The following is a 13,773-nucleotide window of genomic DNA, read 5'->3' on the forward strand; positions in this document are numbered from 1 at the left end:
TGCTACGTCGGTCATGGGGCACAGAAGCCACAGAAACCCTAGTGGGAGAACGACCGACGATGGCATTGGACGGAAACACCGGAGCGGCCCGGTTCCTTCCCGAGCGGCTCACCCTGCCCGAGCTGCGGCGCGCCGCGGCTCACTGCGAGGGTTGCGATCTCCATCGCGACGCCACCCAGACCGTGTTCGGCGAGGGCCCGCCTGACGCCCGCTTCCTGATCGTCGGGGAGCAGCCCGGCGACCAGGAGGACCGCAAGGGCGCCCCGTTCGTGGGGCCCGCCGGCCGCATCCTGGACAAGGGGCTCGAGGAGGCCGGCATCGACAGGGAGGAGGTCTACGTCACCAACGCGGTGAAGCACTTCTCCTTCACGCTCAAGGGCAAGCGCAGGATCCACCAGAAGCCGACCGTCGCCGAGATCGAGGCCTGCCAGCCGTGGCTGAACGCCGAGCTCGCCCTGCTGAAGCCGGAGATGGTCGTGGTGCTCGGGGCGACGGCGGCGCGAGCCCTGCTGGGCGCGGCCTTCAGGGTCACCCAGCACCGGGGCGAGGTGCTGGAGCTGGGCGAGGCGCTGGCCGTGGCGACCATCCACCCGTCGGCGGTCCTGCGCGCCCCCGACCGCGACGAGGCCTACCAGGGGTTCCTGTCGGACCTCAGGCTCGCTCGCCGCTCCTGTAGTTCCTGAAGGCCGGTACGGCGAGACCCACCAGCAGGACGGCGACCGCGCAGGCGAGACCGCCGCCCACCCACGCGCCCGTCATCCCGACGGCCGTGGCGGTGGCCCCCGCCCGCAGGTCGCCGAGGCGCGGCCCGCCGGCGACCACCACCATGAAGACGCCCTGCATACGGCCCCGCATCTCGTCGGGCGCGTGCAGCTGGAGGATCGACTGCCGCCACACCGAGGAGACCACGTCGGCCACGCCGCCGACGGCCATGAACGCCACCACCAGCCACAGCTCGTGTACCATTCCCGCGGCGGCCACGGCCAGACCCCACACCGCGATGACGATCACCAGCGCGACGCCCTGCCGCCTGACCCTGCCGACCCATCCGGAGAACAGCGCGCCCGCCACCGACCCGATCGCCATCGCGGACGTCAGCCAGCCCAGGGCGATCATCGAGCCGCCGAAGCGCTCGGCGACCAGCTCGGGGAAGAGCGCCCTCGGCAGCGCGAAGACCATGGCGATGATGTCCACGACGAACGACATCAGCAGGACGGGGCTGCCCATGATGAAGCGCAGCCCCTCCAGCACGGCCTTCGCTCCCGGGCGGACCACCTCGCCGAGCGGCTGGAGGGCCGGCAGCCGCAGCGCGGCGTAGAGGCTCGCGCTGAAGAGCACCGCGTCGATGGCGTAGGCGGCGCCGAAGCCGCCGGTGGCGAGCACGACGCCGCCGATCATCGGGCCGAAGACCGCGCCGAGGCTGAAGACCAGCGAGTTGAGCGCGTTGGCGGCGGGCACCAGGTCAGGAGGGAGCAGCCTGGGGATGATCGCCCCTCTGGTGGAGGAGCTGATCGCGAACCCCGCTGCGCCCAGCGCGACGGCGACCAGGAGCACGTGGACGTTGCCGAGCCCGAGCATCGCCTGGGCCACGAGGAGGATGGTGCTCGCCCACGCGACCACGCAGCCGATGATCAGCAGCTTGCGCCTGTCCATGGCGTCGGCGACCGCGCCGCCCCACAGCCCGAAGACCACCAGCGGGATCAGGTTGGACAGGCCGAGCATGCCCACCCAGAACGAGGAGTGGGTGAGCTCCCACACCTGCTGGCTGACCGCTACCACGGTCACCGCGACGCCTACGTGCGAGACGGCCTGTCCCGCCCACAGGCGCCGGTAGGCCGGCACGCGGAGCGGTCGCGTGTCGACGACGAAATCCCCGAAAGCCATTCACGGCACATTAGGGGGCGAGCCGCTCCAGGACCCAACCAGGGTGAACCCGCCGGTAGCGCAACCTGTCGTGCATCCGCTCCAGCTGGCCCTGCCAGAACTCCACCTCCGTGGGCACCACGCGGAAGCCGCCCCAGAAGTCGGGAACGGGCGGCTCCTCCGGCCAGCGCGCGGCCAGCTCGGCGTAGCGCGCGTCGAGCTCCTCCCTCGACCGGACGACCGCCGACTGGCGTGAGGCCCACGCGGCGATGCGGGAGCCGTACGGCCTGGAGTTGAAGTAGGCGGCCGACTCCTCGTGGGCGAGGCGGGCCACGCTGCCCTCGACACGGACCTGACGGCGGATCGGATGCCAGGGGAAAAGCAGCGAGGCGCGGGCGTTCTCGGCCAGGTCGCGGCCCTTGCGGGACTCGTAGTTGGTGAAGAAGACGAACCCGTGCTCGTCGTAGCCCTTGAGCAGCACGGTGCGCGCACTCGGCCTGCCGCCCGCCGAGGCGGTGGCGACCACCATCGCGTTCGGTTCCGGCAGTCCAGCCTCCAGCGCCTCCTCGAACCAACGGGTGAATTGCGTGATCGGATCGGCCGCTACGTCGGTTTCGAGCAACGGCCTGCCCTCATAGGTACGGCGGAGCCCCGCCAGCGAAGTGGCATCCACGAGAAGGTATTCTTGCGCGCTTGGTGGCGATCCCACGCATTGCCCCCTACCAGCAGTGATGAGGTTTCGGCGTGCCCGAAGACGAAGCACGCTCACGTAGGGGGTTAAATTGACCCGCCGGTATCTCGACATCAACAGAAGCGGACGGGCTCCGGGGATGCGAACACACTCCGAAGCGGGCCGCGACCATGAGTACGGATTGCCCACACGGCAAGAAAGGGAGGCGGCCGAGAATGTCCGACTTCAAACCCGGCCTCGAAGGCGTTGTGGCTTTCGAGACCGAGATCGCGGAACCGGACAAAGAGGGGGGCGCCCTTCGCTACCGGGGCGTCGACATCGAAGATCTGGTCGGCCGTGTCCCGTTCGGGCACGTCTGGGGTCTGCTGGTCGACAACAAGTTCCAGCCCGGCCTTCCGCCGGCTGAGCCGTACCCCATCCCTGTCCACTCCGGTGACATCCGCGTAGACGTGCAGAGCGCGCTGGCCATGCTGGCTCCGGCCTATGGCTTCAAGGCTCTGCTCGACATCGACGACGCGCAGGCTCGCGACGACCTCGCGCGCGCGTCGGTCATGGCCCTGTCGTTCGTGGCGCAGTCCGCGCGCGGCCTCGGCCTGCCGATGGTGCCGCAGAGCAGGGTCGACGAGGCGGCGACCATCACCGAGCGGTTCATGGTCCGCTGGCGCGGCGAGCCCGACCCCAAGCACGTCAAGGCCATCGACGCCTACTGGACCTCCGCCGCCGAGCACGGCATGAACGCCTCCACGTTCACCGCCCGCGTCATCGCCTCCACCGGCGCCGACGTGGCCGCCGCGCTGTCGGGTGCGGTCGGTGCGATGTCCGGCCCGCTGCACGGTGGCGCCCCCGCCCGCGTGCTGCACATGATCGAGGGCGTCGAGAAGCTGGGCGACGCCAAGAAGTACGTCCAGAGCGAGCTCGACGCCGGTAACCGCCTCATGGGGTTCGGCCACCGCGTCTACCGCGCCGAGGACCCGCGCGCCCGCGTGCTGCGCCGCACCGCCAAGGAGCTCGACGCTCCTCGGTACGAGGTGGCCGCAGCGCTGGAGAAGGCCGCTCTCGAGGAGCTGCACGCGCGCAAGCCCGACCGCGTGCTGGCCACCAACGTGGAGTACTGGGCCGCCGTGGTCCTCGACTTCGCCGAGGTTCCCTCCCACATGTTCACCTCGATGTTCACCTGCGCCCGCACGGCCGGCTGGGCCGCGCACATCCTGGAGCAGAAGCGCACGGGCAGGCTGGTCCGCCCAAGCGCGAACTACGTGGGCCCCGCCACGCGTCCGCTGAGCGACGTGCCGGGCGCCGACGAGGTCGTCGGCATCATCTGACACCTCTTCCTCGGTAACGGCCCGCTGATTCCTCCAGCGGGCCGTTTCTCGTTTCCCCCCAAGAGGGTGCGAATCTCATATCCCGGACCCAGGACAAGCCATGCGAGACGGCTCAGTAGGCTTGGGCAGGTGGCTGACATCGTGATTCCCGCTGACATCAAGCCCGCCGACGGCCGCTTCGGCTGCGGGCCCTCGAAGGTCCGACCTGAGCAGCTGTCCGCGCTCGCCTCCTCAGGCGCGAGCGTGATGGGCACCTCCCATCGACAGAAGCCGGTCAAGAACCTGGTCGGCAGAGTCCGCTCCGGCCTGGCCGACCTGTTCTCGCTGCCCGAGGGCTACCAGGTGGTGCTCGGCAACGGCGGCACCACCGCCTTCTGGGACATCGCCGCCTTCGGGCTGGTGCGCGAGAAGTCGCAGCACCTGTCCTTCGGCGAGTTCTCCTCCAAGTTCGGCGCGGTCGTCAGCAAGGCGCCGTGGCTCGGCGAGCCGACGATCATCAAGTCGGAGGTCGGCACCCACCCCGAGGCCGTGGCCGAGGAGGGCGTCGACGTCTACGCCCTCACCCACAACGAGACCTCCACCGGTGTCGCGATGCCGATCAGGCGGGTCGGCGGCGACGACGCCCTGGTCCTGGTCGACGCGACCTCGGGCGCGGGCGGCCTGCCCGTCGACATCTCCGAGACCGACGTCTACTACTTCGCGCCGCAGAAGAGCTTCGCCTCCGACGGCGGGCTCTGGATCGCGATCATGTCGCCGCGCGCGCTGGCCCGCGTCGAGGAGATCGCCGCCTCAGGCCGTTACGTGCCCGAGTTCTTCAGCCTGCCCGTCGCGATCGACAACTCGGGCAAGGACCAGACCTACAACACCCCGTCGGTGGCGACGCTGTTCCTGCTGGCCGAGCAGCTCGACTGGATGAACGGCAACGGCGGCCTGGCCTGGACGACCTCGCGCACCGCCGACTCCTCCCAGCGCCTCTACACGTGGGCGGACAAGTCGTCGTTCGCCACGCCGTTCGCCGCCCCCGAGTTCCGCTCGCAGGTGGTCGGCACGATCGACTTCAGCGACTCCGTCGACGCGGCGGCGGTGGCCAAGGTGCTGCGCGCCAACGGCATCGTCGACACCGAGCCCTACCGCAAGCTCGGCCGCAACCAGCTGCGCGTCGCGATGTTCCCCGCGATCGAGCCCTCCGACATCGAGGCCCTGACCACCTGCATCGACTACGTGGTCGAGCGCCTCTAGCCGTCCTTCGCCCGGCGGGACAGCTCGTCGGGCAACGCGAGCGCGTCCTCCGGCCCCGACGCTCCGCGCGAACCCGGCCGGCACCGGCAGCCTGTCGGTGCCGGCTGCGAGCGCCTCGAGCATCAGCTGGGTGACGCGCTCGTCGCGTGTCCGGGCCGCCCACTCCACTGACCCCTGCGCGCCGCTGAGCCGTCCGCTGAGGGCCTGCGGGCCCGGACGCGACCCGGAGGCTCAGTAGGCCGGGTACGTCGGCGTGGCCAGCCGCTTGCGGCGCAGCACCCAGGCGGCCGCCACCCCGCCGACGAGGCCGAACAGGTGGCCCTGCCACGAGACGCCCACCTGGGTGGGGTCCAGGCCCCACACCAGCGAGTAGTAGGCCACGGCCACCCCGATGCCCACGAGGATGTCGAGGGCGCGCCTGTCGAAGAGCCCCCGTGCGACCACGAACCCGAAGTAGCCGAAGACGAGGCCGCTCGCGCCCACGGTGGCGACGCCGGGAGGCGTGGCGACCCAGGTGCCGACGCCGCCGACCACCATGATGATCAGGGTTGCCCACAGGAACTTGCCGAGCCCACGGAAGGCGGCGAGGAAGCCGAGGACCAGCAGCGGCAGCGAGTTGGCCATCAGGTGCGCGAAACCGACGTGCAGAAAGGGCGCGAACAGGACCCCGATCAGCCCGTCCGGCGACCAGGCGATGATGCCGAGTTCGGCGTCGAGGTCGCCGGGTGTGACGTAGTCGAAGATCTCGACCGCCCACATGACGACCACCATGCCCCCCACCAGGAGCAGCGCGCCGAGCGCACCCTGCAGCAGGCCGCCCGCGCCACGCTTGACCGACTCGTAGGGGGAACTCATGCGCTCTCCTGCCGCCGAAGGTGGATCCTCTCCCTTTACGGTAATGCGGGGTTTCCCCTCATCGGCATAAAGAAACAGGCTCCTCCCGAGAACGGGAGGAGCCTGACAAGCAGGGCTACTCGCCCCTCCACTGCGGGGCGCGCTTCTCCGCGAAGGCCGCCGCGCCCTCCATCGCGTCCTTGGAGCCGAAGACGGGGTTGATGATCGGCCCCTGCTTCTTGAACATCTCCTCGATCGACCAGTCGGCGGACTCGATGATCACCTTCTTGGTCGCCGCGAGCGCCAGGGGGGCGTTGGCCGCGATCTTCCTGGCCAGTTCGAGCGCGCCCTCGAGCGCCCCGCCCGGTTCGGTGATCCGGTTGACCAGGCCCAGCTCGTACAGTCTGGAGGCCGGGTAGTGGTCACCGGTCAGGGCGATCTCCATGGCCACGTGGTAGGGGATCCTGCGCGGCAGGCGCATGATGCCGCCCGCCCCCGCCACCAGGCCGCGCTTGGGCTCGGGAAGGCCGAACTTCGACTCCGACGACGCCACGATCAGGTCGCACGACAGCGCCAGCTCGAAGCCGCCCGCGAGCGCGTAGCCCTCCACCGCCGCGATCAGCGGCTTCTTGGGCGGGGCCTCCGCGATGCCGCCGAAGCCCCTGCCCTCGATGACGGGGAAGTCGCCCGCGAGGAAGGCCTTCAGGTCCATGCCGGCGGAGAACGTGCCGCCGGCCCCTGTCAGGACGTAGGCCGACACGTCGGTGCGGGAGTCCAGGGAGTCCAGCGCCGCGACGATGCCTCGCGCGACGGCGCCGTTGACGGCGTTGCGAGCCGACGGGCGGTTGATCGTGATCACCGCGACGCCGTCGGACTCCTCGATCAGAACCTCTTCTGCGGACACGCGCACCTCACTACTTGGGCTGGAAGCGGATGCCGCCGTCGAAGCGGATGACCTCGGCGTTCATGTAGTCGTTCTCGACGAGGGAGCGCACCAGGTGGGCGAACTCGTCGGCGCGACCCATGCGCTTGGGGAAGACGACGGGGGCGACGAGCTTGGCCTTGAACTCGTCGGCGTTGCCCGAGAAGCCGTAGATGGGCGTGTCGATGATGCCGGGGCAGATCGTGTTGACGCGCACGCCGATCGCGGCCAGGTCGCGGGCCGCGGGCACGGTCATGCCCACGATGCCGCCCTTGGACGCGGAGTAGGCCAGTTGCCCCGTCTGTCCCTCGAGCGCGGCCACGGAGGCGGTGTTGACGACCACGCCGCGGTGCCCGTCCTCGGAGACCGGGTCGGTCTTGGCGATGGCGGCCCGCGCCGATGCGCATGAGGTTGAAGGTGCCGATCAGGTTGACCTCGATGACCTTGCGGTAGCTGGCGAGGTTGTGCGGAGCGCCCTCGCGGTTGACGGTCCGCTCGGCCCAGCCGATGCCCGCGCTGTTGACGATCACGCGAACCGGCTTGCCCGTGGCCACGGCCGCGTCGACGGCCGCCTGCACGTCGCCCTCGTCCGATACGTCCGTCCTGACGAAGACTCCGCCGAGTTCGTCGGCGATCGACTTGCCGCGCTCCTCGTTGAGGTCGGCGATGACCACGGTCGCGCCCTGGCGGGCGAGCTCGCGGGCCGTGGCCTCGCCCAGCCCGCTGGCCCCGCCCGAGATGATTGCTACTGCTCCGTTGACGTCCATGCCACGGACCCTAACGCGAGAACCGAATGAAGTTCTACTCGGGGTGCCCCAGTTTCTCTTCAGATCTCGCCCACGGCCGTGTCGACGTCCGAATAGACCTTTATCCGCCGGTCGAGGCCGGTGGTGCGCAGGATGCGGGCGACCGGAGCCTGGGGCGCGGCCAGCGAGACGCCGCCGCCTTCGCCCGTGGCCAGCCGCCAGGCCTCGATGAGCACCGACAGCCCGCTGGAGTCCATGAACGACAGCGCCTGGAGATCGAGGACGAGCCGCGCGCCGTCCTGTTTGATGGCGTCGCGCACCTCGTCGCGCAGGAAGGGTGCGGTGAAGAGGTCGAGCTCTCCCTCCACGGCCACCACCACGGCATCGCCCATGGCATGACGCGCCAGCCGCAGCTTCATCTGCCCTCCTCGATGAGCCACTGTACTTCCACATCCCCAGGGGGGCCTCATGGACAAACTACGATCACCACTATGCAGGACGACCTTTCAGGAACCCGCGTACGCCTGCCGGCCCTCGCGATCAGCCCGATCCGGGCTGTTCTGCGGAGGATCGCCTATGCCTGTGCCGCTCTGGGCGTGGTATTCCTGCTGGTAGCGCTGGATCTGGACGGGTACAAGGACAGCTACGACGGCAAGGTCTCGCTGCTCGACGCGCTCTACTACGCGACGGTGACGGTGTCGACCACAGGGTACGGGGACATCACCCCTGTGACGCCCCTCGCCAGGACAGTGAACATCGTGGCCGTCACCCCGCTGCGCATCGTCTTCCTCGTCATCCTCGTGGGCACGACGCTCGAGGTCCTCACCCAGCGCACCCGCGACAACTTCCTGATCGACCGCTGGAGGTCCAGGTTGCGTGACCACACCGTGATCGTCGGCTACGGCACCAAGGGCAGGGCCGCGATCCGCACGCTGCTCGAGAACGAGCGGGCCAAGGAGTCGATCGTGGTCATCGACCCGCGCGGCGACGCGATCGAGGAGGCCAACGGCGACGGCTTCGCCGGCGTGGTCGGCGACGCCACCCGCAGCGACGTGCAGAACAGGGCGGGCGTCAGCAGAGCCAAGGAGATCATCGTCGCCACCCAGCGCGACGACACCACGGCGCTCGTCACGCTGACCGCGCGCCAGCTCAACAAGCGCGCCACGATCGTGGCCGCGGTGCGCGAGGCGGAGAACGACCCCCTCATACGGCAGAGCGGCGCCGACGTCGTCATCACCTCCTCCGAGGCGGCGGGCAGGATGCTCGGCGTGGCCACCCAGAGCCCCGCCGTCAGCGCGCTGATCGAGGACTTCCTGGCCTACGGCAAGGGCCTCGACCTGGCGGAGCGCCCCGTCAAGCCGCACGAGATCGGCAGGTCGCCCTCCCAGTGCGACGGCGTGGTCGTCGCGGTCGTGCGCGATGGAAGGATCATGACCTACGCCGACCAGGAGGTCTCCTCGATCATGGAGGGCGACCGCGTGCTGGTCGTCAACGCCCCTCAGGAATAGCGAAGCCGTACGGCAGCTCGAGGCGGTGGGCGGCCAGCAGCGCGGGGTCGGCCAGCAGCGAACGGGTGGGCCCGTCGGCGGCGATCACCCCTCCTGACAGGATCAGCGAGCGCTCGCACAGCTCCAGCGCGTACGGCAGGTCGTGGGTGACCATCAGCACGGTCACGTCGAGCGAGCGGAGGATCTCGGCCAACTCCCTGCGGGCGGCGGGGTCGAGGTTGGACGAGGGCTCGTCCAGCACGAGGATCTCGGGCTCCATGACGAGCACGGTGGCCACCGCCACCCGCCGCCGCTGCCCGAAGGACAGGTGGTGCGGCGGCCTGTCGGCGCGGTCGGCCATGCCCACCCTGTCGAGGGCGTTCTTGACCCTGCGCTCCAACTCCTCGCCCTTGACGCCCATGTTGGCGGGGCCGAAGGCCACGTCGTCGCGGACGGTCGGCATGAACAGCTGGTCGTCGGGGTCCTGGAAGACCAGCCCGACCCGCTGCCTGATCTCCTTCAGCGTGCCGGGGCGCACCTCCGTGCCCGCCACCCTGACCAGGCCGTGGCCGGCGGTGAGGATGCCGTTGAGGTGCATGACGAGCGTGGTCTTGCCCGCGCCGTTCGGCCCGAGCAGCGCGACGCGCTCGCCCCTGCCGATCGTCAGGTCGACGCCGAACAGCGCCTGCGTGCCGTCCGGGTAGGCGTAGGCGAGCTCGCGCACCTCCAGGGAATTCACCACCATGACGCTCCAAGGACGGCCAGTGCGGTGACCGGCAGGGCCAGCGCGACCACCCACTGCCGCCCTGATCCCGAAATTTCGTGAATGACGGGGAGGGATCCGTTGTATCCCCTGCTGAGCATAGCCAGGTGGACCCGCTCACCCCGCTCGTAGGAGCGGATGAACAGCGCTCCCGCCGAGCGCGCGATCACCGGGATCTGCCGCACGTCACGCGCCACGAAGCCGCGCGACTCCCTGGCCACCCGCATCCGCCGCATCTCCTCCACGATCACGTCCAGGTAGCGGAGCATGAACATCGCGATCTGCACCAGCAGCGAGGGCAGCCTCAACCGCTGCGCGCCCAGAAGGATCATCCGGGGCTCGGTCGTGGCCGCCAGCAGGATGGAGGCCACGACGCCGAGCGAGGCCTTGGCCAGGATGTTCCACGCCGCCCACAGCCCCTGCACGCTCAGCGAGAGGCCGAGCACCTCGGTCCTCTCCCCCATCCCGATGAAGGGGATCGCCACCGCGAACGCCACGAACGGCACCTCGATCACCATCCGCCGCGCGACGTGGCCGAGCGGCACGCGGGCCACCACCGCCACGGCGGCCAGCAGCAGCGCGTAGCAGCCGAACGCCCAGAAGGACTCCCGCGGCGTGGCCACGACGACGACCGCGAACGCGAGCACCGCCACCAGCTTGCAGTGCGGCGGCAGCCGGTGGACCGGCGAGTCGCCCTGACGGTAGAGCTGGTGGTGGTGTCCCGCGCCCATGCTCAGACCTCGGTCCTGCTACCCCTGCGGCGCGCGGCGTAGGCGATGGCCGCCGCCACCACCAGCGTGATGCCCACGCCGACGAGGCCCCGCGACGCCGACGGGGACCCCGCCCACGTCGCCGTAGTCGGCCAGCGCCCACGAGCCGAGCGGGTGGTCGGTGGCCTGGCCGAGGAAGCCCTTGTCCTCGGCGACCGCCTCGAGACCGTCGGGGTCGGAGGAGGCGAAGAAGGAGACCACCCCCGCGAGCAGGAGCGTCACGCCGATCCCCCCGATCAGGAACGGCCTGACGCCGCCCGCGGCCTGCCTGTCGGCGGCGGCGGGCGCCGCGACGGTGGAGGTCGCGCCGTCCGCGCCCTTCAGCACGAGCGGCGCGCTCAGGCCGCGCGCGCCGTACACCAGGTCGGGCCGTACGGCCAGCACCGCGCCGACGGTGGCGGTGGTGATGAGCGCCTCTCCGATGCCGATGAGCACGTGGACGCCGCCCATGGCGGCCGCCACGGCGGCGGCGTCGACCGGCGCGGTGCCGCCGACCGCGAACAGCGCGGAGAAGACCAGCGCGGAGACCGGCACCGAGACCAGCGCGGCGAGGAAGGCGCCGGTGCTCACCCCCGCCCTGCTCCTGACGGCCCTGGTGACCAGGCGGAAGACACCCCAGCCGACCAGGACGGTGACCACGCCCATGATCAGCACGTTGATGCCCAGCGCGGTGACGCCGCCGTCGGCGAAGAAGACGCACTGCACGAGCAGCACCACGGCCATGCACAGCACCCCTGTGTAGGGCCCGACGAGTATCGCGGCCAGCGCGCCGCCGAGCAGGTGTCCGCTGGTGCCCGCCGCGACGGGGAAGTTGAGCATCTGGACGGCGAAGATGAAGGCGGCGACCAGACCGGCCATGGGCGCGGTGCGGTCGTCGAGCTCTCTCTTCGCGCCACGCAGGCAGACCGCCACGCCCGCCGCCGCGACGACACCGGCGGAGACGGAGGTAGCGGCGTTGAAGAAGCCATCGGGTACGTGCACAGCCAAGCCTCCATGGAGGGGGATCAAACGTCCCTACTTTAAGTGATGGCTTTGCACCTGCATATATGTGGCAATTAGTCGAGGAACTTCCGAAGGAGGGCGCGGGGTGTGATCTTGCGCACGACGGTGCTCAACCTGCCCTTGCCCGCGGTCGCGTAGGGCCTGACGCTGCTGCGCACGGGGCCGCGCCACCAGCTGCGCGGCTCGGCCACCGTGTCCGCGTCGGCCTCGATCCTGAAGCGCGCGGGCGGGCCGCCGAGCTCCAGCTCCAGGTAGGCGTCCCAGGTGCCGGGCGCGAACCTGCCCACCGCGGGCCTGGAGGCGAACATCCCGCCGGGCAGCGACACCACCCGTTCGGTGCGCTCCCTGCCGGTGTGCCGCTCGCGCCAGACCAGCTGGCGCACGGCCCCCGCCTCGGGGATGCCGTCTTCCCCGACCGTGATGGCCCCGTCGATCACCAGCCGGTGCCCGAGCGCCCACCTCGTGCGGGTGAGCCGCACCGAGCCCGGCACGGTGAGCACGTGCCCGCCGACGTCGAGGCTCAGGTTGCCGTTGGACCTGGTGAAGTACGGCAGCGCGACCACGTTGCCGACCAGCCGGGGCGCGGGTCTGGTGATGCCGCTCTCCCTGTCGGCGCCCAGCCTGCCCAGGCGGACCACGCCCTCGCACTCGACGGCGACGTGCAGGTCCCACACGCCTGAGGTCAGCTCGGCCAGGTCGATCCTGGCGGAGAAGGCGTGCCCGTCGGTCTCGGCGGGCACGGCCACCTCGCCCGCCTCCTCGTTCCTCGACCGCAGCACCAGCGCGACGCCGCCCTGGCCGTCCAGGCCGTCCAGGCCGTCGAGGGTGGCCTCGCCCTCCACCACCAGCCTGTCGCCCTCCCACCGCAGCCCGGTCAGGCGGCGCCACACGGTCGCCGCCTCGATGTCGGCCAGCCGTACGAGCCTGTCGATGTCGCCGAGAGCCGACAGGCGCTGCCTGTCGGTCGTGGTCAGCCTGGCCATGACGCCAGGGGTCATCCACTCGTCGCACAGCGCGGCGACCTCGTGCGCGATCTCCTTGCGCCGCACCTCGTCGGCCGCCAGGAAGGGCGCGCCGAGCTGGGCGAAGATGTCGAGCCTGAAGTGGCGGCGCAGCAGGTGGTCGCGCAGCGGGCCCGGCTCGACGTGCTGGGCCATCAGCGCGATCGGTCTCCTGATCATGGCGAGCCAGCCGAGCGGGTCGCGGCTGGAGGGCTGCTGCATGATGCTGCTGCCGTCGGGCCTGGCGACCAGGTGGTAGCAGTCGTAGTCGGCCACGACGGAGATGACCTTGGCGTGGCAGTAGGCGTGGACGCTGAAATAGATGTCCTCGCCGACCAGCTGGCCCTCGGCGAACCTGATGCGGTGCCTGTCGAGCAGTTCCCTGCGGAAGAGCTTGAAGCAGCTCAGGCTGTTGTAGACGGCGCTGGTGCCCAGCTCGGCCCGGTCGGCGCTGGCCTGGAACATCGAGACCGGCGCCCTGCGGCCGTGGCCGACGATCTTGCCGAGGACGATGTCGGAGCCGTTGCGGTCGGCGACGGCGAGCATGCGCTCCATGGCCTCGGGCCCGAGATGGTCGTCGGCGTCGCAGAAGAAGACGTAGCGGCCCCTGGCGTGCTCGAGGCCGGTGTTGCGCGGGCCGCCCGCGCCGCCGGAGTGCTCGGCGCGCACCACCCTGATCACGCCCCGGTGGTAGTGGGCGTAGAGGTCGAGCAGGTCGGCACTGCCGTCGGTGGAGCCGTCGTCGACCACGACGATCTCCTTGTTCACCCGCTGCACGAGAGCGGAGGTCAGGCTGCGATCGAGAAAGTCCCTGCAGTTGTGCACAGGGATGATGACGCTGACGTCGACACTCCCGTCGTCGGACCCCGTTGGTTGTTCAGCCACAGCCGTGCCCCTCAGCCGTCACGTTCCGCTTGCATCCCGTTTCAGTATGTGACTAGGGAAGGGCGTGGCGTGGCCGATCGGGCGTGTTCATGCCCGTCCTTTTAGGCCAGCAGACATATGCCTCAGAGCTGCGTATTTGCAGATTAAAAGGGGGGTCGCGGGAGCGCTGAATTCCTCCTGGGCGTAGAGAATCATCCCCGCAGGGAACAGTGCCCTACCCCCGGCCCTCCCGCGTGATCCGGAAGTAC

At 70.2% G+C, this 13,773-nt stretch carries 13 protein-coding genes and 1 pseudogene; 4 read left to right on the top strand and 10 right to left on the bottom strand.

The window, feature by feature from the left end; translation table 11 throughout:
* Positions 1-59 precede the first annotated feature (59 nt).
* A complete protein-coding gene (locus FHR33_RS22310) occupies positions 60-683 on the top strand; it encodes a UdgX family uracil-DNA binding protein (protein WP_183651013.1) in 624 nt (207 codons plus the stop codon).
* On the opposite strand, the gene FHR33_RS22315 is transcribed toward FHR33_RS22310, so the two are convergent.
* Together FHR33_RS22315 and pdxH are read right to left on the bottom strand one after the other, a co-directional pair.
* Positions 652-1,884, bottom strand: a complete 1,233-nt coding sequence (locus FHR33_RS22315; RefSeq protein ID WP_183651016.1) for an MFS transporter — start codon at positions 1,882-1,884, stop codon at positions 652-654. The genes FHR33_RS22310 and FHR33_RS22315 overlap by 32 nt on opposite strands.
* A 10-nt stretch (positions 1,885-1,894) precedes the next feature.
* The gene (gene pdxH / locus FHR33_RS22320; protein ID WP_183651019.1) at positions 1,895-2,536 is read right to left on the bottom strand and encodes a pyridoxamine 5'-phosphate oxidase; all 642 of its coding nucleotides are present in this window, start codon (positions 2,534-2,536) and stop codon (positions 1,895-1,897) included.
* 233 nt (positions 2,537-2,769) lie between these two features.
* Between pdxH and FHR33_RS22325 the strand changes: the two genes are divergently transcribed.
* Together FHR33_RS22325 and serC are read left to right on the top strand one after the other, a co-directional pair.
* Positions 2,770-3,876, top strand: a complete 1,107-nt coding sequence (locus FHR33_RS22325; RefSeq protein WP_183651022.1) for a citrate synthase 2 — start codon at positions 2,770-2,772, stop codon at positions 3,874-3,876.
* A 129-nt stretch (positions 3,877-4,005) separates the two neighbouring features.
* Entirely contained in the window at positions 4,006-5,115 is a 1,110-nt protein-coding gene (gene serC / locus FHR33_RS22330) for a phosphoserine transaminase (protein ID WP_183651024.1), read from the top strand.
* Between the two features lie 231 nt (positions 5,116-5,346).
* Here serC and FHR33_RS22335 read toward each other — a convergent pair whose 3' ends face one another.
* The 4 genes and pseudogenes from FHR33_RS22335 to FHR33_RS22350 all read right to left on the bottom strand — a co-directional run bounded on the left by FHR33_RS22335 (position 5,347) and on the right by FHR33_RS22350 (position 8,036).
* Positions 5,347-5,970 (bottom strand): rhomboid family intramembrane serine protease, encoded by a 624-nt coding sequence (locus FHR33_RS22335; RefSeq protein WP_246452039.1) that lies wholly within the window; start codon positions 5,968-5,970, stop codon positions 5,347-5,349.
* Positions 5,971-6,085: 115 nt separating this feature from the next.
* On the bottom strand, positions 6,086-6,853 hold the full coding sequence (locus FHR33_RS22340; protein WP_183651027.1) for a crotonase/enoyl-CoA hydratase family protein: 768 nt from the start codon (positions 6,851-6,853) through the stop codon (positions 6,086-6,088).
* A 10-nt stretch (positions 6,854-6,863) separates the two neighbouring features.
* A pseudogene (locus FHR33_RS22345) lies at positions 6,864-7,638 on the bottom strand (SDR family NAD(P)-dependent oxidoreductase).
* Between the two features lie 59 nt (positions 7,639-7,697).
* Positions 7,698-8,036 carry an STAS domain-containing protein gene (locus FHR33_RS22350; RefSeq protein WP_183651030.1) on the bottom strand — a complete coding sequence of 113 codons (339 nt, stop codon included), beginning with the start codon at positions 8,034-8,036 and terminating at the stop codon, positions 7,698-7,700.
* Positions 8,037-8,108: 72 nt separating this feature from the next.
* Between FHR33_RS22350 and FHR33_RS22355 the strand changes: the two genes are divergently transcribed.
* Positions 8,109-9,125 carry a potassium channel family protein gene (locus FHR33_RS22355; RefSeq protein WP_183651033.1) on the top strand — a complete coding sequence of 339 codons (1,017 nt, stop codon included), beginning with the start codon at positions 8,109-8,111 and terminating at the stop codon, positions 9,123-9,125.
* On the opposite strand, the gene FHR33_RS22360 is transcribed toward FHR33_RS22355, so the two are convergent.
* From FHR33_RS22360 to FHR33_RS22375, 4 genes are all read right to left on the bottom strand, one after another.
* Positions 9,106-9,849, bottom strand: coding sequence for an energy-coupling factor ABC transporter ATP-binding protein (locus FHR33_RS22360; RefSeq protein WP_183651036.1), 744 nt, complete (start codon positions 9,847-9,849; stop codon positions 9,106-9,108). The genes FHR33_RS22355 and FHR33_RS22360 overlap by 20 nt on opposite strands.
* Positions 9,840-10,598 (bottom strand): cobalt ECF transporter T component CbiQ, encoded by a 759-nt coding sequence (gene cbiQ, locus FHR33_RS22365; protein WP_183651039.1) that lies wholly within the window; start codon positions 10,596-10,598, stop codon positions 9,840-9,842. Before cbiQ ends, FHR33_RS22360 begins: the two co-directional genes overlap by 10 nt.
* An 18-nt stretch (positions 10,599-10,616) precedes the next feature.
* The gene (locus FHR33_RS22370; RefSeq protein ID WP_312895666.1) at positions 10,617-11,618 is read right to left on the bottom strand and encodes an energy-coupling factor ABC transporter permease; all 1,002 of its coding nucleotides are present in this window, start codon (positions 11,616-11,618) and stop codon (positions 10,617-10,619) included.
* 74 nt (positions 11,619-11,692) lie between these two features.
* Positions 11,693-13,525, bottom strand: coding sequence for a glycosyltransferase family 2 protein (locus tag FHR33_RS22375; protein WP_183651041.1), 1,833 nt, complete (start codon positions 13,523-13,525; stop codon positions 11,693-11,695).
* Between the last annotated feature and the right edge of the window lie 248 nt (positions 13,526-13,773).

Origin of the sequence: Nonomuraea dietziae, assembly GCF_014195505.1 — a bacterium.
GTDB classification, from domain to species: domain Bacteria; phylum Actinomycetota; class Actinomycetes; order Streptosporangiales; family Streptosporangiaceae; genus Nonomuraea; species Nonomuraea roseola.